Origin of the sequence: Roseovarius sp. MMSF_3298 (assembly GCF_030733705.1) — a bacterium.
Classification (GTDB): Bacteria; Pseudomonadota; Alphaproteobacteria; order Rhodobacterales; family Rhodobacteraceae; genus Roseovarius; species Roseovarius confluentis.
In genome coordinates this window covers 151889-172944 of record NZ_JASHIN010000007.1, presented here as the reverse complement: position 1 = coordinate 172944, position 21056 = coordinate 151889, and the positions used below count along the sequence as shown (strand labels likewise).

Sequence of the window (21056 nt, the reverse complement as noted above, 5' to 3'; positions counted from 1 at the left end):
CAGGGCGTCAAAGCGGCTGCGTGGTGTAATCCACCTCGTCCGGATACAGCGTGTCGTCGATCGACGTCGTGTGCACGCGCACCAGCCGCCCGTTTTCGACCCGGCTGATATGCTGATGCCCGAACACCTGGTGCGTCTTGCCGTTGAACCGCTTGGCCCCCTGCGGATGCGCCTGGCTTTCGGGCATCTCGCCCATCGCCTCGACCGCCTCGATCAGCTTGGCGCGGTCCAGCGGCCCGGCATAGCCCGACGCCTCCATCCCGGCCTTGATGACGTGCAGCGTCTCCCAGCAGCCGAACATATGCGCATAGGTCGACACGTCGCTCGGGTCGTTGACCGACGCGCCGTTCTCGTCCACGCCCACCGCCTCGCGATAGAACTTCTCGTGCTCGCTTTGATCCTCCTGCGCGTAACGCGGCATCCCTTCCCAGAAATACGTCCCTTCCAGAAACTCCAGGCCCGGGCTGGAAATATCCACCGCCTCCAGGCTGTCGATAAAGCCAAAGATCTCCGGCCCCTGGTCGCCGAAGAATTCGCCCAGCTCCTTCACGAATGTCAGCACCGCAGGGCCGACCATCACATGATACAGCACCTCGGTATCGCGCGGAATCTGCGGGAAATACTTGGTAAAGCTCGTCTCGCTCGGCGGAATCGCGATCTGCTCCAGCACCTCGCCCCCCTGCTCCTTGATCGCGGCGGAAAAGAAATCCCGGTGATCGTGGCCGAATGCGAAATCGGGGAAAATCATCGTGACCTTCTTGCCAAGGTTCTCCGACACGTAGGGCGCCATTGCCTGCACCTGGCTCTTCACATCGGTGATGCCGGGTTGCAGCGTATAGCGGTTCAGCATTCCGCTCGCCACGTGGTGCCCTTCCGATACCACGAAATAGGGCAGCTTCAACTCGCCAGCCCGTGGCGCGGACCCGATCACAACATGCGAAAACAGCGTGCCGAAACCCACGTCACAGCCATGCTGGTTGGCGAATTTCTCCACCACCTCGGCGCCGCGCTTGGGGTCCGTGCCGTCATCCTCTGCAATCAGCTCGATCATCCGGCCATTGATCCCGCCGCCATCGTTGATCAGCTTGACCGCCGCCTCGGTGGTGCGCCCGTACCAGCGCCCATAGGCGGCGCCGATGCCGGTGCTGTGCTGCTGAAACCCGATCTTGATCGGCTCCGAGCTTTGCGCCTGCGCATACCGCGCCCAAAGCGGAAGGCTCGCGGCTCCGGCGGCGGCCCCGGCCAATGTCTTCAGCGCGCCACGGCGCGACGTGGCCTTTTTCTGATTGGTCATCACGACCTCTCCCTGTTTCTCGATATGGATTGGCCCGATCCTGCGAAGCCTGCCCCGGTTTGTCCAGCGTTTTAAACCAGCGCCTTACCCCCGTGGCGACGCCAGAAGCCACAACCCGAAGAACGTGTAGGCCACCATGAACACCGCCAGCGGCGCCTGCCCCAGCACGGCCCGCCGCCGATCGGCCCGGTCCCGCATGGCCAGTGCATGCGCCATCAGGATCGCAACGACATGCCCCACCACCACGGCCCCGGCCTGGCTCAGCCAGATCCGCCGCACGGTATCCTGCGTATTGAAGAACCCGGTGGTCACGTAAAACCCGTCCATGCCCAGAAAATGGGCGCCACTGGACAGCGGATCGTCCAGCATCTGCACCACGTACTGAACCTCCACAAGAAACGTCGGCAAGTAATGCGCCACGTGATAGCCCAACGCGATCGGCAGGATCGACGGCGCGAAAAGGCAAAACGCCGCACGCAGGCGCCGCCCCGTCCCGGCGATCCGCTCCCCCAGCCACAGGCAAGCCGCGAAAACCGTCAACAGCCCAAGATTCGCCACCACCAGCCCGATCAGGTTCGGGACCACCACCGCCGACCGCCCCGGAAACTCCAGCGGGTTGACCCCGATCACACCCATCCACCAGAAGGTCTCGTTCAGCCCGTCGAAACTGCCCGTCCCGAGCAGCAGCACCATCAAAACGGCCAAGGCCAAGGGCGGCGCCCGCCGCATCACGCCCTGCCACCCCCACAAGCCCAGCGCCAGGCGCCCGCGCACCGGGGCAAGCACCCCCATGCGCCCATAGGCCCGCATCATCACCGTCACCATCTCGCCCCGCAGCAGGAACGCCGGCCCGAACAGCAGCACCCCGAACAGCACCGCGTACCAGTAAAGCCCCACGACACTGGCCAGTCGCGCCGGATCGGCCGGCGCCGGATCGCACAAGAGGAACGCAGCAAAGACCAGGAAAAGACCCACAGCAGGCCAGTATCCCCACCTGCGCGGGTACCGCATCAAGGGCCTGATCCCGGTCCACCGCGCCAAAACCGAGACCACCCCCGTCCAGGGGTTCGTCCAGCGCCAGTGATTGCCGAAAAGCCCTTGCAGACTCACCAACGCCACCCACCACACCGTCCACAGCAAAAGCGGCATCGGGTTTTCCATCGGCGTGCGCGGCCCTGCAAAGCCCTGCCAAACAGCAAAGGTCAGCACCCCGGTCGCCAGCAGACTTGTCGCATGCCGCCATGCCCAGCGCGGCCGCCGCACCAACGGCACCGGCGAAAACACCGCCTCCCCCGCCCGCGCCGGCAACACCGCCAGCAGCAGCACCGTCAGGACAACACTCGCCACCCCCGCCGAGATGTAGACATCCGTCGGCAGCAACAACACAAAGCTCTGCTCCGACGCATGCGCCGATGCCATCCCGCCCCAGAACAGGACGAGGCAAACCAGCAATCCGCGCATCACGATCTCTTCTTCTGGCCCAAAATACCCCGGGGTGAGCGTTGAAACGCAGTTTCAACGTGAGGGGCTGGCCCCTCCTCCCACGAATCGAGCGTGGCGCAGCCACTCATTCAGGTCACCCCGGGTCGCGGATCAGGCTCTGGCACATGCAATGCACGCCGCCGCCCCCTTGGGTGATCATGCTCAGGTCCGGGTCAAAAATCTCGAATCCCAGCGCCCTCAGCTTCTCTTTCAGCGTTTTCGACCCTTCCGGCAACAGCACCCGGTCCTGCCCCAGCGCCACCACGTTGCAGCCCAGCGCGATCGTTTCCTGGAACGGCACCTCGACGATCTCGATATTCTTCGCCCGCAGCCAGTCCACGATCTCGGGATCGGTGCAGTCAGTGCAGACAGCAGCCAACTTCGGCGCCAGCATCACCACCATCAGGTCGATATGCACATAAAACGGGTCGATATCGGCCAGCTTCACTTCCCAGCCCTCGGCCTCCATCCACGACGCCACCTGGCGTGCGCCCTGCTCCATGGTCCGGCCTTCCTCGCCTTCCCAACCGATCAGGACGCAGCCCGGCTCGATCACGTTGAAATCGCCCCCCTCGAAGGTGCCCGCCGTGACGAAATCGTAAATCGGAACCCCAAGACCCTGGTAGGTCTCGATCGCCCGGAAATTCTCGCCCCGGCGCCAGTATTGCGACATATGCGTGATGATCGCGCCATAGGGCGTCATGACCGAACTGTCCCGAGCATAGACCTGGTAGGGCAGCTCCGGGTCCGGCACGTGCGTGTGCACCGCGACGCCCGCACTTTCATAGGCGCTCACCATCTCGGCATGCTGTTTTTTCGCAATGTTAGGGTCGAATTCGATCCCCCGCCGCAGCGTCTTCTTGCTCACCGAGGATGTCTTCAGCCATCGGTAATTCTCGATCGGCCCCAGCAGGACCGATCGCAACGTGCCATAATCGCTATCCGCACCCCAGTCGTTCAGCCTGGGCGTGCCACCGCCCTCGCGCCGCGCGCGCAGAGTGAAATTGTCTGCCGGTTGATCTTTCATGTGGACTCTCCTTTGCGCGAAAGGCTGAGCCGATGCCGCGCCCAAGTCAAGCGCGACCGCGCCACCGCCGCCGTGGCCATTGTCCATTGCGCAAAATGAAGCCATCGCAGGGACAAAACCCTAAGGCTCGTACCGCTCCGCCAGGTCCTCGGTATCCCCGATCGACGCCAGCTTCACCTCCCGGATCAGCTTCAGCGTCGGTTTCAGGCAGAAGAACACCGAGCCCACGATAAACAACCAGATCGCCGCGGTCTCCGTCTCTTTCCACAGAAACAGGATCGACCCGATCAGGAACGAGAACGCCGCGACGAAATCCGCCAGCGTGTGCAACAGCTCGAATACCGCGTAAAGCCGCTGTGTCTCGGCGCTGACGTGGCGCTTGTCCTTGAACATCTGCATGGGGTGCCTCCGGGGTTCGACAGTCGCGCCCTAGAAAAAGCAAGCTCGCACGTTTGGCAAGACTCAGACCCTAATCCTGCGGAAAAGGCACAACGCCATCCGCCGCCAGCCGATTGAAAAAGCCCAGAACCTCGTCCTCGGTCGCCCGCTCCACCGCGCCCGCGCGCACCGCCTCGCGGCTCCAGACCCAGGATTGCGCCGGGTCATCCCGCATCGCCCAGGCCGGAAACAGCCGTGTCCGGATCGTCCGCTCCATCAGCTTGCGCGGCTCCAAGTGGCGGTCATCCTGTCTTATCCGGGCGTAACAGTCCCGAACGGCCTTGTCCGGCCCTTCCAGCAATTGCAGGTACCGATCCGCCCGACAGATCAGCGCCCCGGTGATATCATCGCGTTCATTGCACCGCCGCGCATCCAGCAGGATACCGGCCAGCATCGCGTCGTCATATCCGAAGGGGCGGGAGGCATAGATCAACTGGGTGAGCGCCATGGCGGGGCTCCTTTCCCGCACAGCCTAGGCGACAGCATCACAACTGTCCACGCGCCTCACGCGCCGCGCTTTGCCCGAAACACCTCGGCATTGGGAAACTGCCCCGCGCCACGATTCAGCTTCAGGTCGTCGCGCATCTTCACGTTCAGCTCGACCAGCTTTGCCTCCAGCGCCTGTTTCGCCGCCTCGATCCGCGCCGCGCCTTGGCCTTCGCTCCTGGCATGGTGATACGCCAGCACCGCCTCAAAGGCCTCCGTGCTGGCCCGCATCACCGCGACCGACGCGATCACGTCAATCGCCTTGCCCTCCCCCGGCGCACGCTCCGGCAGATCCTGCCCATGATACAGGGCGTGCGCCATCTTATGCAATTGGGTCAAATGCTCGGAATAGAGCCTGATCCGCGCCTCAGTCAGCCGCCGAAACGCCCGCGTGACCTTGACCGCGATATAGGCCAGCAGCGCCGCAATCACGCAAAGAAGCGCAAGAATGCCCTGCCCGACGCTCAGCGGCTCAAGCCCCCATGCAGCGTCGGCACGTCCAGCGCCGCAAACCCGTAGTGCCGCAGCCACCGCAGATCACTGTCGAAGAACGCCCGCAGGTCCGGGATGCCATATTTCAGCATCGCGATCCGGTCGATCCCCATGCCGAATGCAAAGCCCTGCCACTCGTCCGGGTCGATCCCGCCCGAACGCAACACATGCGGATGCACCATGCCGGACCCGAGGATTTCCAGCCAGTCGTCGCCTTCCCCGATCTTCAGCGTGCCGCCCTCCCACGAACACCGGATATCGACTTCCGCCGACGGCTCGGTGAACGGGAAATGCGACGCGCGGAACCGCAGTTCGACCTCGTCGACCTCGAAGAACGCCTTCACGAACTCTTCCAGAACCCATTTCAGGTTCGCCATGCTGATGTCCTTGTCGATGGCCAAGCCCTCGACCTGGTGGAACATCGGCGTGTGCGTCTGGTCATAGTCGGCGCGATACACCCGCCCCGGCGCGATCACCCGGATCGGCGCGCCCTGCGCCTGCATCGCGCGGATCTGCACCGGGCTGGTATGCGTGCGCAGCACATGCGGCGGGCGGTCGTCGCCTTCCGCGCGGTGGGTATAGAACGTGTCCATCTCGGCCCGCGCCGGGTGGTGGCTGGGGATGTTCAGCGCGTCGAAATTGTACCAGTCGCTTTCGATCTGCGGCCCCTCTGCCACGGCAAAGCCCATGTCCGCGAAGATCGCCGTGACTTCCTCGGTCACCTGGCTGATCGGGTGAATGGTGCCCTCGCGCCGTGGCCGCCCCGGCAAGGTCACGTCCAGCCATTCGCCGCGCAGCCGTTCGTCCAGCGCGGAATCCGCCAGCGCCACCTTCTTGGCCGCCAGCGCGCTGTTGATCTCGTCCTTTAGCGCGTTCAGCTTGGGCCCCATCTCCTGCCGCTCTTCGGGCGTCATCTTGCCCAGTTCGCGCATCTTCAGCGCGACCTCGCCCTTCTTGCCGACGGCCTGCACGCGCAAATCCTCCAGCGCGGCCTCGTCACCGGCCCCGGCAATGGCTTTCAGGTACTTGTCTCTCAGGTCATCCATGTCGTCTGTCCGGCCAAATCCATCGGGCCGGGGTTACCCCGCCTGACGCGATTGCGCAAGACAAGCCTCCGCCCCGCGCCTCAGGGCCGGTACAGCTCTACTATCCGCCGCATCAGGTCCGGGTCCGGCTCCTGCCCCGGCCTGATCTGGCGGGCCATTTCCTCGGGCATCCGTTCCATCAGCTCTTACGAAAACCGCTTGTGTAGTCTCTGTTGAAGGCAGCATAGCCCTCTGACGTGACACCGTGATGGCCCTGCATCATCCCGTGCAATTCCGGCAGCCGGTGAAACGGCACCTGCGGCAGGGCATGATGCTCTGTGTGATAGGGCATGTTCCACGCCAGGAACCGCACGAGGCGATTTGTGTAGGTCGTCCGGGTGTTCCGGAACATGTCCGCGACGAAGGCGCAGCGCCCGTGTTCCGCCAGCAGGTAGAGCCGCAGGAAAGGCTGACCAAGCAACGCGGGGAAGATCCAGGCCCAGAACAGCACCGGCGTCACCGGCAGGCTTGAAAACGCCAGCGCATAGATCGTCAGCATCACCCGTGCCTCCCTCACCACGCGCGGCCGCGCGCGCTCTGGCACGTAATCGCCCGGATCACCGCCCACCGCATTGCGCAGGGTCTGCCCGATCATGGCCCACCAGAACGGCAGACCGGTCACATGCCACACATACGCGCGCCAACTCTCGGGCTTCGCCCCGGCCAAAAGCTCGGGGTCCTTGCCGGGGATGTTGGTGTGCCGGTGGTGCGCCAGGTGAAAATACCGGAACCACTCGAATGGCTGCACGATCAGCAGGCCACAAACCCGCCCGACCCATTCATTCAGCCATAGCGTTCGAAACGGCGTCTTGTGCGTCGCCTCATGCTCCAGCGTGAACAGGAAACAGATCGCGATTCCCTGCGGGATCAGCAGCGCCCACCACAGCGGCCCGCCCAGCCCGATCCAGACACCGAACAGCACGATCAGCCCGAAATGCAGCGCCAATCGGAACAGGCCGGGCGCATTCTCGGCCTCGGCCAGCCCGGCCAATTTGTCTCGCGGCAAGGCGGCGATGAACTCCCGGTGATCCATGCGAAAAGCCTAAAGCGTTTCGCGAAAAACCTGAATCACAGATTTTCACGAAACGCAGTGCTCCGCTCAGTCGTTGCACGCGTTCCGCCTTTTGCTGATGCCTCGGGTTAAGAGCGGAACGCTTTAGGCAGCCCGTCGCGCTCCGGCAAGGGGAGAGCGCCGGCGCCCGCTCACGCACGGGTTACTTGACACCCCCAACGACGAACCATAGCGCAGGCGGGCAAGCTTTTTACTCAACAATAGCAGATCCCCATGAACAATCTTTCCCCCGTGGACCAGTTCCTTTTCGGGCTCATGAACGCCAGCCTTCTCTTTACGTTGGTCTACTGGATACTGGGCTTCGACATTCAGTTCGCCACTGGCTTCGCCATCGAGGACGGCCCCGTCGAGTACGGCACTGCCGTCATGCTGTTCGTGTCGGCGCTGGTGCTGGCGTGGCAATCCGCGCGCCAGTTCCGGAAAGGCCAGGCGCTTGCCGGGGTCTGCCTGTCGATCTACGCGCTGATTTTCGTTTTCGGCACGGGCGAAGAGATATCCTGGGGTCAACGCATCCTGGGGCTGGAGACGCCCGACTCCCTCCGCGAGGTCAACTTCCAGGATGAGATCACGCTGCACAACATCGTGGTGGGCGGCAAGCAGCTGACCAAGACGGTGTTCGGCAGCGGGCTGACCATCGCGATCCTGCTCTACCTGCTGGCATTGCCGGCACTTTATGGCAAATCCCGCCTTGTCACGCACATTGCGGACCGTCTGGCATGGCCGGTGCCGTCATGGCGTCACGGAATCATGGGCGTTATCGCCAGCGTGGTAATGCTGGTGGTCGAGATCCCCCGCCAATGGGAGGTGTACGAATTCGTCTTCAGCCTGCTGACCACGTCGATCTTTCTGGCGCCGGCCAACACCGCCAGGTTCGAACGGTCTGCCGCCACCTGAGCCGCAATTACGCGCCCGCCGCGTACCGGGCCAGTGGAAATCAGGCCGCTGACTTGCTGCGCAATGCGCGCACTTCGCGGTCATGCGCCGCCAGCAGCCGCTTGGCCTTTTCACTCAATTCGGATTGCCCGTCGCGGGTCTGCACGATGGTGCGTACCATGTTTCTGCCTCTTGGTTTTCCGTCCTTTTCGAACCGTTGTGTCAAAAGGCATCGCACATCTTTGCGGGGAGAGTATGGCAAATTTTAGGAAATTGTTAACGGATACGGCACAAAGAAAAACGCCGCCGGGCGTTCCCGACGGCGCTCATTTTCTTGTCCCTCGAACGGCAGGCTTACGCGGTCAGCGCGCCTTTTGCCTGTTCCACGATGGCGCCGAATGCGGCGGGTTCGTGCACGGCCAGATCGGCCAGGACCTTGCGGTCCACTTCGACACCGGCCAGCGACAGGCCGTTGATGAAACGCGAATAGGTCAGCGATTCGTCATGGGCGCGCACGGCGGCGTTGATCCGCTGGATCCACAGCGCGCGGAAATTCCGCTTGCGGTTCTTGCGGTCGCGCGTCGCGTACTGGTTGGCCTTGTCCACGGCCTGCGCCGCCACCTTGAAGGTGTTCTTGCGGCGACCGTAATAGCCTTTCGCGGCTGTGGTGACTTTCTTGTGACGGGCGTGGGTGACTGTCCCACCTTTGACTCTTGCCATGTCTCAAACTCCTCAGCGTGCGTAAGGCATCATCGGCTTGATGATACCTTCATCAGCCTTGCAAAGCGTCGTGGTGCCACGCGCGTTGCGGATGAACTTGTTGGTGCGTTTGATCATGCCGTGGCGCTTGCCGGCCTGGCCAGCCACCACGCGGCCCTTGGCCGTCACCTTGAACCGCTTCTTGCAGCTCGATTTCGTCTTCATCTTGGGCATTTCCGGCTCCTCTTGATGGTCGGTCTTATGCGCGACTCGGCATGCCACTTCGGCCGGCCGCGCGAATGAGAGCGCCGTATAGGACGACAGCGTACATAAAGCAAGGGGCGTTTGCCGCCGGATCAGTCGTCAGGGACCCCTGCCGCATGACGGGCGCTTGCCAACCGTCACGGGCAGGGCTAGACCGGATTTTCCCAGCCTAGGGAGACGCCCCGTGTCCACCACTCTCCGGCTCGCCATCGGAAGCATTTTCGTCGGCGCGCTCGTCCTCGCGATCAAAACCCTTGCCTGGTGGCTGACAGGCTCCATCGCCCTTCTGTCCGACGCCCTGGAAAGCACCGTCAACGTGGCCACGGCCATCGCGGCGCTCATCGCCATTCGCGTCGCGGCGCGCCCGGCCGATTCCTCGCACCCTTACGGCCATCACAAGGCCGAGTTCTTCAGCGCCGTGCTCGAAGGCATCATGATCATCATCGCCGCGCTGGTGATCCTGCGCGAAGCCTACCACGGCTTTCTCAACCCCGTGGCGCTGGACCTGCCGATCGAGGGGCTTCTGATCAACGGCGCCGCCACCATGATCAACGCGCTCTGGGCCTGGGTGCTGATCAGCCGCGGGCGCCTCAACCGCTCGCCGGCGCTGGTGGCCGATGGCAAGCACCTGCTGACCGACGTCGTCACCTCCGCCGGCGTCGCGCTCGGCGTCCTCATGGCCCTGGTCACGGGTTGGTGGGTGCTCGATCCGATCATGGCGGCCATCGTCGCGGTCAACATCCTGTGGTCCGGCTCCAAGGTGGTGCGCGAATCGCTCAGCGGCCTGATGGACGAGGCCGTCTCGCAGGAAACCCTGGACACCGTGCGCGAGATCATCGCGACCCAGGCCGGCGGCGCGGTCGAGGCCCACGACCTGCGCACCCGCCATGCCGGGCAGGCGACCTTCATCGACTTTCACCTCGTTGTGCCCGGAGAGACCACCGTCTTCGACGCGCACGAGATCTGCGACCGGGTCGAGGCCGCGCTGAAAGAGGCGGTCGAGGGTGCGCGGATCACGATCCATGTCGAACCCGAGCACAAGCAGAAGCATTCCGGCATCGTCGTTCTGGACTGACTGGGGCAGGCACGCCAGACGTGCCATTTGCGCGAAATCCCCGTTGCCCCTAACATCGCGGAACGGGAGGACAGGCACGCTGGACAAGAAAACCCATATCGACAAGGTCGTGAGCGCGGTCAATTCGCCCTCTGCCGCCGCGCGCTCGGCGCTGGCGGCCTCGTGGCACCGCTCGATGGAGCGGCACGGACTGGATCCCGCTGCCCCCGCGCAGGGCCAGCGCGTCGATCACAGCGTCGTGGACGAAAGCCGCGCACGGCTCGACCGCTTCATGACCATCGCCGCCCCCAAGCTCGATCAGCTCTTCGGCCTTGTCGGCCTTTCCGGCTGCGGCGTGCTCCTGACCGATGAAAGCGGCATCATCCTCGACCAGCGCTGTTCCGACGGCGACCGTACGACCTTCGAGGACTGGGGCCTGACCGTCGGCGCCGACTGGAGCGAGGCCGCCGAGGGCACCAACGGGATCGGCACCTGCCTGACCGAGAAGCGCCGCATCACCATACACCGCGACGATCACTTCCTTGCCCGCAACATCGGCATGAGCTGCATGGATGCGCCGATCTTCGGCCCCGATGGCGGACTTCTGGCCGCGCTCGATGTCTCCTCGGCGCGCGTCGACCAGACCGAGGCCTATAACCGTTTGATCGCCGCCATGGTCGACCAGACTGCCCACGCGATCGAGGCGGATTTCTTCCGCGCCTCCTATCCCAAGGCCCGCATCGTCGTCGCCGATTCGGCCGACGGCGGCGCGGCGACCCTCTTGGCCGTGGATGCCGACGACATCGTGGTGGGTGCCACCCGCGAGGCCCGCAAGGCGCTTGGCCTCTCGCCCAGCGGCACCTTCACGCCGCGTCCGGCATCGGACATCTTCGGGCGCGAGGACGGCCCCCGCGGCTTCGAGAAGGCCGAGCGCGCCGCCGTCGTCCGCGCCCTGACCCGTGCCAATGGCAACGTGTCCGAGGCCGCCCGCGCTCTGGGAATAGGCCGCGCCACCCTCTATCGCCGCATGAAACGGCTGGGTCTGGACGACACCTGACCGCACCTGTCTCAGTTCTGAGACACAAGCGCCCTATCACCGTTTGACCCCCTCCTGACGAATCGCCTCGCACACGGCACCCCTGTCCTCACGACTTCGGGCGGAGGACCCGAGGCGACCAGGAGGAACCAACATGAACGAACTCACGCAACTCTCGGCGGAATTCCAATCGCCGTTCAAATCCCGCTACGACAACTTCATCGGCGGCAAATTCACCCCACCCGTGAACGGCAAGTATTTCGACAACGTGACCCCGATCACCGGCCAGGCGGTCTGTGAAATCGCCCGGTCCGACGCCGCCGACGTGGACCTGGCGCTCGACGCCGCCCATGCCGCGAAAGACGCCTGGGGTCGCACTTCGGCCACCGAACGCGCCAACATCCTGCTCAAGGTCGCCGACCGGATCGAGGAAAACCTCGACCTGATCGCGGTGGCCGAGACATGGGACAACGGCAAGCCGATCCGCGAGACTGTCAACGCCGATATCCCGCTCGCCGTCGACCACTTCCGCTATTTCGCCAGCGTCCTGCGCGGACAGGAAGGCGCGATGTCCGAGATCGACGCCGACACTGTGGCCTATCACTATCACGAGCCGCTGGGCGTCGTGGGCCAGATCATCCCGTGGAACTTCTCGGTTCTGATGGCCGCGTGGAAACTTGCGCCTGCGCTGGCCGCCGGCAATTGCATCGTCCTGAAACCGGCGGAACAGACCCCCGCCGCGATCATGGTGCTGATGGAGGTCATCGCCGATCTTCTGCCCGATGGCGTGCTGAACATCGTCAACGGCTACGGCGCCGAGGTGGGCGCGGCGCTCGCGAAATCCAACCGCATCGCCAAGATCGCCTTCACCGGCTCCACCCAGACCGGCCGCACTATCATGCAATACGCGACCGAGAACCTCATCCCGGTCACGCTGGAACTGGGCGGCAAGTCCCCCAATATCTTCTTCTCCGATGTCATGGCCAAGGACGACGCCTTTCTCGACAAGGCAATCGAGGGCTTCGTGCTCTTCGCCTTCAACCAGGGCGAGGTCTGCACCTGCCCCAGCCGCGCCCTGATCCAGGAAGACATCTATGAAGAGTTCATCGCCCGCGCCATCGAACGGGTGAAAGCCATCAAGCAGGGCGATCCTCGCCTGATGGACACGATGGTCGGCGCCCAGGCCAGCCGCGAACAACAGGACAAGATCCTCAGCTACCTTCAAATCGGTGTCGAGGAAGGCGCCGAGGTGCTCGCCGGCGGTGCGGCGGCGCAGATGGACGGCGAACTGTCCGAAGGCTACTACATCCAGCCGACCATCCTGAAGGGCCACAACAAGATGCGCGTCTTCCAGGAAGAGATCTTCGGCCCGGTCGTCTCTGTCACAACCTTCAAGGACGAGGCCGAGGCGCTGGCGCTGGCCAATGACACCATCTACGGTCTTGGCGCCGGTGTCTGGTCGCGCGACGCGAACACCTGCTACCGTTTCGGCCGCGGCATCCAGGCCGGGCGCGTCTGGGTCAACAACTACCACGCCTACCCGGCCCACGCGGCCTTTGGCGGCTACAAGCAATCCGGCATCGGGCGCGAGAACCACAAGATGATGCTCGACCACTACCAGCAAACCAAGAACATGCTGGTCAGCTACAACCCCAACAAGCTGGGTTTCTTTTAGGGCAGGGTTCGGGGCGGCACAGCGTGTCGCCCCTTGTTCCATGTCAGGTCAGGTACCGCGCCACCACCTGGACAAAGACGTTGGGGATCTCGTTGATATCGTATCCGCCCGGCTTGTTCCCAACCGCCCAGAACACCATCAGCCCCGACGAGATGATCGTAATCGCCGCAACCCGCGGCGCATGCCCGTCAGACAGTGCCGACAGGATCGACGGGATTGAAAAAACGCCCAGAACCAGGCCGATGATGAAAATAAGATCGGGATCCATTTCAAAGATCCTCCATGAACTGCTCTGCGCAATAGTATAGCGCAGTTCAGTCCTGGTCGGTCGAAGAAAGTTCCTTTTGGTTACAAGGCGCTACCCGCAGGATATTGGTGGTCCCCGGCACGTTGAACGGCACGCCCGCAGTCACGATCACAAGGTCGTCCTCGGTGGCATAGCCTTGTTTCAGCGCCGCGCGCGTGGCGTTCTGCACCGCCATCTTGAACCGCGTCAGTTCGGGCGTCATCACGCAATCCGTCCCCCAGTTCAGGGTTAGGCGCCGCGCGGTTTCGCGCACGTTCGTCATCGCGATGATCGGCACGCGCGGCCGCTCCCGCGCGGTCAACAGCGCGGTCGTCCCGCTTTGCGTGTAACAGCAGATCGCCGCGACCTGCGTTGTCTCCGCGATTTCCCGCGCGGCGGCGACGATGCCATCGGCCACCGTGGTCCGGTCCGCCTTGCGCGAGGCTTCGATGATCTCGGTATAGGTCGGGTCGTCCTCGACCTCTTGCGCCACGTTGTCCATCGTCTGCACTGCCTCTACGGGATAGTCGCCCGCCGCCGATTCCGCCGACAGCATGATCGCGTCCGCCCCTTCGTAGATCGCGGTCGCCACGTCGCTGACCTCGGCCCGCGTCGGCATCGGGCTTGCGATCATCGATTCCAGCATCTGCGTGGCGATGATCACCGGCTTGGCCGCGGCCCGGCACTTGCGCACCATGCGCTTTTGCAACGGCGGCACGTTCTGCACGGGCAGTTCCACGCCCAGATCGCCCCGCGCCACCATGATGCCGTCCACCTCGTCCAGGATCTCGTCGAAATCGGTCACCGCAGAGGGTTTTTCCACCTTCACCATGATCGCCGCCCGTCCGCGCACCAGCGCGCTGGCCTCGATCACGTCCCGTGCCCGTTGCACGAAACTCAGCGCCAGCCAGTCCACCCCCAGCTCGCAGGCGAATTCCAGGTCGTCGCGGTCTTTCTCTGTCAGCGCCGCCAGCGGCAGCACCACGTCCGGCACGTTCACACCCTTGCGGTCGGAAATCGTGCCGCCGGTAATCACCTCGGTTTCGGCAAAGTCAGTGCCGCATTTCGTCACCTTCAGGCGAATCTTGCCATCGTTCACCAACAGCCGCGCACCGGGCTTCAGCGCCTGGAAAATCTCGGGATGCGGCAGGTTCACCCGGTCGATCGTCCCTTTCGCCTCGTCCAGGTCCAGCCGGAAAGACGCGCCTTCCTCAAGCTCTTCCGACCCGTTCTCGAACGGCCCCACGCGCAGCTTCGGCCCCTGAAGGTCGGCCAGGATTGCGATCGGGCTGTCCATCTCCTCTTCGACACGGCGGATGATCTCGTGCTTGGCGCGAATATCGTCCTGCGTGCCGTGGCTCATGTTCAGCCGGAACACGTCCGCCCCCGCTTCGTGCAGCGCGCGGATGGTTTCATAGGTCTCCGATGCCGGGCCCAGGGTGGCCACGATCTTCACGTTGCGATGGCGTCTCATGTCTGTCCTTACCTTTATGTTCAGCTTGCGTTAGCGCTAAACTTACAGAGGGTTTATTACCCAATTCCCATTTCCTGACAACTGACATAAAAGTGGTGGTCAAGAGATGACATCACCATGACATATCGACCGTTTTTTACAGAAGGGGCAAATCGTCCCTCCCGCTGGCTCGTGACCTGCGATCATGCCGCCAACACCGTTCCGCCCTTCGTGAACGGCGGCTCGCTCGGGCTCGATCCGGCGGACATGGCGCGCCACATCGCCTATGATCCGGGCGCCGCCGGGGTTGCGCGTGCGTTGGCCCGTGCGCTCGGCGCACCGTGCATCATGACCAACTTCTCCCGCCTCGTGATCGACCCCAACCGGGGCGAGGATGACCCGACCCTCGTGATGAAACTCTATGACGGGACCATCATCCCCGCCAACCGCCATGTCGGCCCGGCCGATATCGAACAGCGGCTAAACGCCTTGTATAGACCCTATCACAGCGAATTGGCCCGCATGGCGGCACGGCAGGACGACACGATCATCGTCTCGATCCACTCCTTCACCCGCCAGCTTCAGGGCCGCCCGCCGCGGCCCTGGCACATCGGCGTGCTCTATGCCACGGACGAGCGCCTGACCCGTCCGCTGATCAACCGAATGGCGCAAGAAACAGACATCTGCGTAGGCGAGAACGAGCCCTATGGCGGCCACCTGCCCGGCGACGCCATCGCCCGTCACGGCATCGCCTATCAGCGTCTCAATGCCCTGATAGAACTGCGCAACGACCTCATCATCAGCGAAGACCAGCAAACCGCCTGGGCCAATCGCCTTGCTCCCATGCTGATTGAAGCGGCTGGTCATGCCGGTGCCGAATTAGAGACTGTATCACCTCAACCGGGCTGATTCACTTCAACCGCCCTCACGCTCATCCCTCACGTCAGGAGACGCCCCGTGCCGCACATCATCATCGAACATTCCGGCGGATTGGAAGACAGCCACGACCTTCAGGCGCTTTGCGGCGACCTTTGGGAAAAATTCGCGGGTCACCATAGCGTCAGCGCACCCGACACCGTGCGCACCCGCACCATCGCCGCCACCGCCTCGCGCATCGGGGTCGAGCCACAAACCTTCGCCCACGCCACGCTCCTCCTCCTGCCCGGCCGCAGTGACGCTGTCCGTGCCGAACTGGCGCAACTGACGCTCGACACGCTTCAGGCCCACCTGCCGGACGTCGGCAGCCTGACCGTCCGGTTGGATGATATCCAACAGCCCTATATGAAGCGTATGCTCTGACTCAAAAAGGAGACCCCGGAAATGGACGATCAAACCCGCATCGAACTTGAGGCCGCCGCGTTCCGCACCCTGCGTGAACACCTGATGGAAAAACGCACCGACGTGCAGAACATCGACATGATGAACCTCGCCGGCTTCTGCCGCAATTGCCTCAGCCGCTGGTACCAGGAAGCCGCGAACGAGCGCGGCATCGACATGACCAAGGACGAGGCGCGCGAAATCTTCTACGGTATGACGATGGACGAGTGGAAAGCCAACTATCAGACCGACGCCTCGGACGACAAGAAAGCGGCGTTCGACAAGTCCTTTGCCGAAAACGTGGGCTCCAAGACCTGAGGTCATGAGGCCCGCCCGCGAGATGCTGTCGCACTTCAACAACGCCGGCGCGGGCCATATCGGCCTCACCCATGTCCCCACGCAGGGCGGTCTTGTCTGCGGGCCAGATCGACCCCGGTGCCAAGCGCTTCGAAGGACGGGAACGCTGCTTCATCGGTCAGATCGGCCCCAGAGCACCGGACGGTCGGTCAACGAACGCGATTTGCGGATTATACCGTCGCGATACCACCCAGATACCGACGCGATACCGACGTGGGTTTCCAGCGTTAACCTTCGATTCGCTCAGACCGCGACTTTCCGGCTTTCCTCGATGTAGATTTCCCGCAACCGCGTCGCCACCGTGCCGGGCGTCCCGTCGCCAAGAGCCACACCGTCGACTTCCACCACCGGCATGACGAAGGCACTGGCCGAGGTGACGAACGCCTCGTCGGCCGCCTTGGCCTCGTCGACGCTGAAATTCCGTTCCTCCACCTGCATTTGCGCCTCTTCGGCAAAGCGCAGCACGGCGGCCCGGGTGATCCCGTGCAGGATGTCGTTCGACAGCGCGCGGGTGATGATCTTGCCGTCCTTGACGATATAGGCGTTGTTCGAGGTGCCCTCGGTCACGAACCCGTCCTGCACCATCCACGCGTCATCGCAACCGGCTTTCTTGGCCATCATCTTGCCCATCGACGGATACAGAAGCTGCGTCGTCTTGATGTCCCGACGGCCCCAGCGCATGTCCTCTACAGTGATGATCTTGATACCTTTTTTCGCCACGGGGTTATCCGCCAGCCCGGGCTTCGACTGGGTGAACAGAACCACGGTCGGCGGCGTGTCGGGATCGGGATAGGCAAAGTCCCGGTCGCGAGGCGCACCCCGCGTGATCTGCAGGTAGACAAGACCGTCCTCGATCTCGTTCACCCGCACCAGCTCGCGGTGGATGTCCAGCAGATCATCCAGCACCGCCGGGTGCGGCATGTCCAGCTCGTCCAGCGACCGTTGTAGACGGCGATTGTGACCCTCGAAATCGATCAGCTTGCCGCCCAGCACGCTGGTCACCTCGTACACCCCGTCCCCCATCAGGAACGCCCGGTCGAAAATCGAGATTTTCGCTTCATTCTCGGGCAGGTAATCGCCATTCACATACACGGTCCGCATCGTCATCCCCATAGCTTTGCGGTGGGCGGATGCACCCCGGCCGCGTCGAAAATCAAAGGTTCGTCCCGGTCTTCGGCCAACAGAAGCGGGCCGTCAAGGTCGGTCACCGTCGCACCCTGCGCCACCAGCACCGCGGGCGCCATCGCAAGGCTCGACCCGATCATGCAGCCCACCATCACGTCATACCCTTCGGCCAGCGCCGCCTCGCGCAGCGCCAGCGCCTCGGTCAGCCCACCGGTCTTGTCCAGCTTGATGTTCACCATGTCGTATTTGCCCCTCAGCCTGGGCAGGCTAGCGCGGTCGTGACAGCTCTCATCCGCGCAGACCGGCACAGGCCGCTCCACGCCCAGCAACGCGTCGTCTTCCCCCGCCGGCAAAGGCTGTTCCACCAGCGCCACGCCCAACCGCACAAGGTGTGGGGCAAGGTCGGCATAGACTTCGGCACTCCAGCCCTCGTTGGCATCCACGATGATTTTCGCATCGGGCGCGCCGGCACGTACGGCCTCCAGCCGCGGCATGTCATCGGGCGTGCCCAGCTTGATCTTCAGAAGGGGCCGATGCGCGTTCTTCGCCGCCTGCTCCCGCATCTTTTCCGGGGCATCCAACGATAGCGTATAGGCCGTGATCTCAGGCCCCGGCGCGGGCAATCCGGCCAAGTCCCACACCCGCTTTCCGGCCTGTTTCGCCTGCAAATCCCACAGCGCGCAATCCACCGCGTTCCGCGCCGCACCAGCCGGTAACAGTCCGTAAAGCTTTTCGCGGGAAACTTCCTCGGGCAGGCTCTCGATCTGCGCCGTCACGCTGTCCAGCGTCTCATCATACCGCGCATAGGGCACGCATTCGCCCCAGCCGGTGATGCCGCCTTCGGTCACGCGCACGGTCAGGACCTTTGCCTCGGTGCGCGAGCCCCGGCTGATGGTGAACACCTGCGCCAGTTTGAACACATCGCGCGTCACGGTAATTTGCATCAATAACGGCCCCTTCTTCTGGCCATAAATATCCCCGCCGGAGGCATCCGGCAGACGCCACCAGCAAGAACGGTTGGATCAGAAAGCCTCCAGCGCGTCCACCAGCTTGGCCGATCCAAAGCGATACGGGTCCGTCGCGGGCAGCCCCATCTCGTCCTCGACCTTTGCGAGGTAAGCCTTCGCGTCGTCCTCGCTCATGTGCTGGGTGTTCACCGAAACACCGACGACGCGACAGTCCGCATTCGCAATCTGTGCCAGCGGCAACGCGGTGTCACGCAGCGTCTGAAGGCTGGGCAAGCTATAATCCGGCAGACCGCGCATGTGCGTGCGCGTCGGCTCGTGGCACAGAATCAGCGCATCGGGTTGGCCGCCATGGATCAGCGCCATGGTCACCCCGGAATAGGACACGTGAAACAGGCTGCCCTGCCCCTCGATCAGATCCCAGTGATCGTCGTCATTGTCCGGCGTCAGGTACTCGACCGACCCGGCCATGAAATCGGCGATCACAGCATCCAGTGGCACGCCGTCGCCCGTAATCAGGATACCCGTCTGTCCCGTGGCGCGAAACGCGGCCTTCATGCCGCGTTCATGCATGTCCCGCTCCATCGCCATCGCCGTGTACATCTTGCCGACCGAACAATCGGTGCCGACCGCAAGGCAACGCTTGCCGCTGCGTTTCTTGCCATCCGCGATCGGATAGCGCACCGACGGCACGCGCACGTCATGCAGCGTGCGGCCATGCTTCTGTGCCGCTGCCACAAGGTCCTCCTCGTGCTTCAGCAGGTTGTGCAGGCCCGACGCGATGTCATAGCCCATCGCAAGCGCCTCCAGCAGCACTTCCTTCCATTTGTCCGATATCACGCCACCGCGGTTCGCCACACCGATCACCAACGTCTTGGCGCCCGCTTCCCGCGCCTCGGCCAGCGACAAGTCCGTCAGGCCAAGGTCAGCCCCGCATCCCGGCAACCGGATCTGACCCGTCGCGTATTCCGGTCGCCAGTCCCGAATGCCAATAGCAACCTTGGCCGCCAGCATGTCAGGCGCATCGCCGAGAAAAAGCAGGTACGGGGTCTCGATCATCTCGCAGTCCTTTCCGGAATCAGGTTTGCACAATGGTGCGATGAATCCCGTTGTATTTGGTACCAATTTGGCCGCCGATGACCGTAGCGCGACAAGATTTCCTGTCATCTTGCGAATTTTTCAGCAGATTCTTGCGTCCCGGGGTCGGATGCATCTACCCGCCCCTCCAACTCATCCGACAAGGTCTCGGCCTGCAGCAGCCCGGGTTGCGGCACGCCGAGAACGCCCATCGCCTGGACGGAGCCGGTTTCTTCTGGCGGCTCGGACGAAACCCGCCGGGCAATGGCGATTCCGGCCACCACGACGCTTGTCGTGAAGATGAACAATTGCAGGCCCCGCCCATCCATCATGGAAATCAGGTTCGGCCCCAGCAACATGCCGCCGAACTGTCCCAGTTGCAGCAGGAACGCCATCGTTCCGCTTGCCGCCACGATCTGTCCAGGGCTCAGGTGGTCATTGGCATGCGCCGCCAGCACGGAATACACCGGGAAGGACACCGCCGCGATGACCGAAAAGCCCAGAACGATCCGCGACGGCGCCGTATCCACCGCCATCCAGAGCGCCGCAGCCGCGGTGATCAGGGCCAGCCCCATGACGACGAACCGCCGGTCCACGTTGTCCGCAATCCAGCCAACGGGATATTGCACCACCGCCGCCACGATCATCGCGACCACCAGCGCGCCCGACGCCTGCGCCTCGGAAAATCCGCTGCGCAGGGCATAAAGGGGCAAGGCGATGAACCACGAAACCACCCCCGCGCCCATGATCACGATCCCCAGCACGGCCATCGGCGACACGCGGTAGAGCCGGGCGACCGGCATCCGTTCCGGAGCGGTATAATCCGGGGCCCGATTATTGGACAAAAGCAGCGGCACGAACCCCACCGACAGCAGGATCGAGGCAAGCCCGAAGAGCATGTTTCCCGTCGGGTCCGGCAAGGCCACCATGGCTGTCCCAAGCGCCGGTCCCGCCGTCTGGATGATGAAATAGACCGACAGGATCTGCGCCCGCAGCCGGTTTTCGGCCTTGGCGTTCAGCCAGCTTTCGGTGATCACGTAGAGGCCCGGAAAACAGAACCCCGCCAACAGGCGCATAACGCTCCAGCTGACGGGATCGCTGGTCAGAAGGTGCGCAATCGCGGCCACCGACACCATCGAAGCCAGCGCCGAGAAGACGCGGATATGCCCCACTTTCTCGATCAATCGCGGGGTGACGACCGTTCCGGCCAGTGCCCCCAGCGGATAGCAGGCCTGCATCATCGCGATGGAAAAGTCCGAAAACCCGATCCCCGCGCCGCGAATCGTCAGCAACGTCACCAGCAGCCCGTTGGCCACCATCAGCATCGTCATGCCCAGGAACAGGGCCCAGTTTTCCAGCAAGGCGCGTCTCATGCGGCCATGCTAATCGGTGAGCGATGCCGCGACCGTGCGTTTGCGACGCGAGAAGGTCGTTGTCATCTGCTTGCCAATGTCCGCGCAATTTTATAGCTGGTCTGCGACGTGGTTTCGCAACAATCT

Annotated in this window: 23 protein-coding genes; 7 read left to right on the top strand and 16 right to left on the bottom strand. The window is 63.5% G+C overall.

The features are described from left to right. Positions 1-7 precede the first annotated feature (7 nt). From RBB18_RS08915 to RBB18_RS08880, 8 genes are all read right to left on the bottom strand, one after another. Positions 8-1294, bottom strand: coding sequence for an ABC transporter substrate-binding protein (locus RBB18_RS08915; RefSeq protein ID WP_103763586.1), 1287 nt, complete (start codon positions 1292-1294; stop codon positions 8-10). Positions 1295-1378: 84 nt separating this feature from the next. Next, positions 1379-2755, bottom strand: a complete 1377-nt coding sequence (locus RBB18_RS08910) for a hypothetical protein (RefSeq protein WP_306110906.1) — start codon at positions 2753-2755, stop codon at positions 1379-1381. A 115-nt stretch (positions 2756-2870) separates the two neighbouring features. Further along, complete coding sequence (locus tag RBB18_RS08905) at positions 2871-3803, bottom strand: dimethylarginine dimethylaminohydrolase family protein (RefSeq protein WP_274593659.1); 933 nt, start codon at positions 3801-3803, stop codon at positions 2871-2873. Positions 3804-3923: 120 nt separating this feature from the next. After that, positions 3924-4202 carry a YrhK family protein gene (locus RBB18_RS08900; RefSeq protein WP_274593658.1) on the bottom strand — a complete coding sequence of 93 codons (279 nt, stop codon included), beginning with the start codon at positions 4200-4202 and terminating at the stop codon, positions 3924-3926. Between the two features lie 70 nt (positions 4203-4272). Then, positions 4273-4689 carry a BLUF domain-containing protein gene (locus RBB18_RS08895; protein ID WP_306110905.1) on the bottom strand — a complete coding sequence of 139 codons (417 nt, stop codon included), beginning with the start codon at positions 4687-4689 and terminating at the stop codon, positions 4273-4275. Positions 4690-4745: 56 nt separating this feature from the next. Next, positions 4746-5258 carry a hypothetical protein gene (locus RBB18_RS08890; RefSeq protein WP_306110904.1) on the bottom strand — a complete coding sequence of 171 codons (513 nt, stop codon included), beginning with the start codon at positions 5256-5258 and terminating at the stop codon, positions 4746-4748. Continuing rightward, positions 5192-6265: a phenylalanine--tRNA ligase subunit alpha gene (pheS, locus tag RBB18_RS08885; protein ID WP_306110903.1), complete on the bottom strand. Its 1074-nt coding sequence runs from the start codon at positions 6263-6265 to the stop codon at positions 5192-5194. Before pheS ends, RBB18_RS08890 begins: the two co-directional genes overlap by 67 nt. 178 nt (positions 6266-6443) lie before the next feature. Next, positions 6444-7337 carry a fatty acid desaturase family protein gene (locus RBB18_RS08880; RefSeq protein WP_274593657.1) on the bottom strand — a complete coding sequence of 298 codons (894 nt, stop codon included), beginning with the start codon at positions 7335-7337 and terminating at the stop codon, positions 6444-6446. 252 nt (positions 7338-7589) lie between these two features. Here RBB18_RS08880 and RBB18_RS08875 point away from each other — a divergent pair, with 252 nt between their 5' ends. After that, positions 7590-8270 carry a hypothetical protein gene (locus tag RBB18_RS08875; RefSeq protein WP_306110902.1) on the top strand — a complete coding sequence of 227 codons (681 nt, stop codon included), beginning with the start codon at positions 7590-7592 and terminating at the stop codon, positions 8268-8270. 333 nt (positions 8271-8603) lie between these two features. Here RBB18_RS08875 and rplT read toward each other — a convergent pair whose 3' ends face one another. Both rplT and rpmI read right to left on the bottom strand, forming a co-directional pair. Next, positions 8604-8969, bottom strand: a complete 366-nt coding sequence (gene rplT, locus RBB18_RS08870) for a 50S ribosomal protein L20 (RefSeq protein WP_103763595.1) — start codon at positions 8967-8969, stop codon at positions 8604-8606. 12 nt (positions 8970-8981) lie between these two features. Continuing rightward, positions 8982-9182 carry a 50S ribosomal protein L35 gene (gene rpmI, locus RBB18_RS08865; protein ID WP_103763596.1) on the bottom strand — a complete coding sequence of 67 codons (201 nt, stop codon included), beginning with the start codon at positions 9180-9182 and terminating at the stop codon, positions 8982-8984. Positions 9183-9396: 214 nt separating this feature from the next. Between rpmI and RBB18_RS08860 the strand changes: the two genes are divergently transcribed. From RBB18_RS08860 to adh, 3 genes are all read left to right on the top strand, one after another. Next, positions 9397-10287 (top strand): cation diffusion facilitator family transporter, encoded by an 891-nt coding sequence (locus RBB18_RS08860; RefSeq protein ID WP_306110901.1) that lies wholly within the window; start codon positions 9397-9399, stop codon positions 10285-10287. 43 nt (positions 10288-10330) lie between these two features. After that, a complete protein-coding gene (locus RBB18_RS08855) occupies positions 10331-11323 on the top strand; it encodes a GAF domain-containing protein (protein WP_306110900.1) in 993 nt (330 codons plus the stop codon). 133 nt (positions 11324-11456) lie between these two features. Beyond that, positions 11457-12977, top strand: a complete 1521-nt coding sequence (gene adh, locus RBB18_RS08850) for an aldehyde dehydrogenase (RefSeq protein ID WP_103763598.1) — start codon at positions 11457-11459, stop codon at positions 12975-12977. A 43-nt stretch (positions 12978-13020) separates the two neighbouring features. Here adh and RBB18_RS08845 read toward each other — a convergent pair whose 3' ends face one another. Further along, the gene (locus RBB18_RS08845; RefSeq protein ID WP_103763599.1) at positions 13021-13245 is read right to left on the bottom strand and encodes a hypothetical protein; all 225 of its coding nucleotides are present in this window, start codon (positions 13243-13245) and stop codon (positions 13021-13023) included. Between the two features lie 46 nt (positions 13246-13291). Continuing rightward, positions 13292-14737, bottom strand: coding sequence for a pyruvate kinase (gene pyk / locus RBB18_RS08840; protein WP_103763600.1), 1446 nt, complete (start codon positions 14735-14737; stop codon positions 13292-13294). A 117-nt stretch (positions 14738-14854) separates the two neighbouring features. Here pyk and RBB18_RS08835 point away from each other — a divergent pair, with 117 nt between their 5' ends. Genes RBB18_RS08835 through RBB18_RS08825 form a run of 3 tightly spaced genes read left to right on the top strand, consistent with a single transcriptional unit; the run spans position 14855 to position 16351 of the window. Then, a complete protein-coding gene (locus tag RBB18_RS08835) occupies positions 14855-15625 on the top strand; it encodes an N-formylglutamate amidohydrolase (RefSeq protein ID WP_274593653.1) in 771 nt (256 codons plus the stop codon). 48 nt (positions 15626-15673) lie between these two features. Further along, entirely contained in the window at positions 15674-16015 is a 342-nt protein-coding gene (locus RBB18_RS08830; protein ID WP_103763602.1) for a 5-carboxymethyl-2-hydroxymuconate isomerase, read from the top strand. 21 nt (positions 16016-16036) lie between these two features. Further along, a complete protein-coding gene (locus tag RBB18_RS08825; RefSeq protein ID WP_103763603.1) occupies positions 16037-16351 on the top strand; it encodes a DUF1244 domain-containing protein in 315 nt (104 codons plus the stop codon). 282 nt (positions 16352-16633) lie between these two features. Here the strand turns inward: RBB18_RS08825 and RBB18_RS08820 are convergent, their stop codons facing one another. The 4 genes from RBB18_RS08820 to RBB18_RS08805 all read right to left on the bottom strand — a co-directional run bounded on the left by RBB18_RS08820 (position 16634) and on the right by RBB18_RS08805 (position 20930). Continuing rightward, on the bottom strand, positions 16634-17497 hold the full coding sequence (locus RBB18_RS08820) for a D-amino-acid transaminase (protein ID WP_103763604.1): 864 nt from the start codon (positions 17495-17497) through the stop codon (positions 16634-16636). Continuing rightward, complete coding sequence (gene dgcA / locus RBB18_RS08815; RefSeq protein ID WP_103763605.1) at positions 17494-18459, bottom strand: N-acetyl-D-Glu racemase DgcA; 966 nt, start codon at positions 18457-18459, stop codon at positions 17494-17496. The genes RBB18_RS08820 and dgcA overlap by 4 nt, the downstream gene beginning before the upstream one ends. Before the next feature lie 78 nt (positions 18460-18537). Further along, entirely contained in the window at positions 18538-19539 is a 1002-nt protein-coding gene (gene dgcN, locus RBB18_RS08810) for an N-acetyltransferase DgcN (protein ID WP_103763606.1), read from the bottom strand. Between the two features lie 104 nt (positions 19540-19643). Then, positions 19644-20930 carry an MFS transporter gene (locus tag RBB18_RS08805; RefSeq protein WP_306110899.1) on the bottom strand — a complete coding sequence of 429 codons (1287 nt, stop codon included), beginning with the start codon at positions 20928-20930 and terminating at the stop codon, positions 19644-19646. Positions 20931-21056: the final 126 nt, after the last annotated feature.

Coding starts and splice junctions, on each gene's coding strand:
- pheS (WP_306110903.1), bottom strand. CDS start 6,265: ATGGATGACCTGAGAGACAAGTACCTGAAAGCCATTGCCGGGGCCGGT.
- rpmI (WP_103763596.1), bottom strand. CDS start 9,182: ATGCCCAAGATGAAGACGAAATCGAGCTGCAAGAAGCGGTTCAAGGTG.
- RBB18_RS08880 (WP_274593657.1), bottom strand. CDS start 7,337: ATGGATCACCGGGAGTTCATCGCCGCCTTGCCGCGAGACAAATTGGCC.
- RBB18_RS08845 (WP_103763599.1), bottom strand. CDS start 13,245: ATGGATCCCGATCTTATTTTCATCATCGGCCTGGTTCTGGGCGTTTTT.
- pyk (WP_103763600.1), bottom strand. CDS start 14,737: ATGAGACGCCATCGCAACGTGAAGATCGTGGCCACCCTGGGCCCGGCA.
- RBB18_RS08875 (WP_306110902.1), top strand. CDS start 7,590: ATGAACAATCTTTCCCCCGTGGACCAGTTCCTTTTCGGGCTCATGAAC.
- dgcA (WP_103763605.1), bottom strand. CDS start 18,459: ATGCAAATTACCGTGACGCGCGATGTGTTCAAACTGGCGCAGGTGTTC.
- RBB18_RS08910 (WP_306110906.1), bottom strand. CDS start 2,755: ATGCGCGGATTGCTGGTTTGCCTCGTCCTGTTCTGGGGCGGGATGGCA.
- RBB18_RS08895 (WP_306110905.1), bottom strand. CDS start 4,689: ATGGCGCTCACCCAGTTGATCTATGCCTCCCGCCCCTTCGGATATGAC.
- RBB18_RS08820 (WP_103763604.1), bottom strand. CDS start 17,497: ATGACGATGCGGACCGTGTATGTGAATGGCGATTACCTGCCCGAGAAT.
- RBB18_RS08805 (WP_306110899.1), bottom strand. CDS start 20,930: ATGAGACGCGCCTTGCTGGAAAACTGGGCCCTGTTCCTGGGCATGACG.
- rplT (WP_103763595.1), bottom strand. CDS start 8,969: ATGGCAAGAGTCAAAGGTGGGACAGTCACCCACGCCCGTCACAAGAAA.
- RBB18_RS08900 (WP_274593658.1), bottom strand. CDS start 4,202: ATGCAGATGTTCAAGGACAAGCGCCACGTCAGCGCCGAGACACAGCGG.
- dgcN (WP_103763606.1), bottom strand. CDS start 19,539: ATGATCGAGACCCCGTACCTGCTTTTTCTCGGCGATGCGCCTGACATG.
- adh (WP_103763598.1), top strand. CDS start 11,457: ATGAACGAACTCACGCAACTCTCGGCGGAATTCCAATCGCCGTTCAAA.
- RBB18_RS08835 (WP_274593653.1), top strand. CDS start 14,855: ATGACATATCGACCGTTTTTTACAGAAGGGGCAAATCGTCCCTCCCGC.
- RBB18_RS08905 (WP_274593659.1), bottom strand. CDS start 3,803: ATGAAAGATCAACCGGCAGACAATTTCACTCTGCGCGCGCGGCGCGAG.
- RBB18_RS08825 (WP_103763603.1), top strand. CDS start 16,037: ATGGACGATCAAACCCGCATCGAACTTGAGGCCGCCGCGTTCCGCACC.
- RBB18_RS08915 (WP_103763586.1), bottom strand. CDS start 1,294: ATGACCAATCAGAAAAAGGCCACGTCGCGCCGTGGCGCGCTGAAGACA.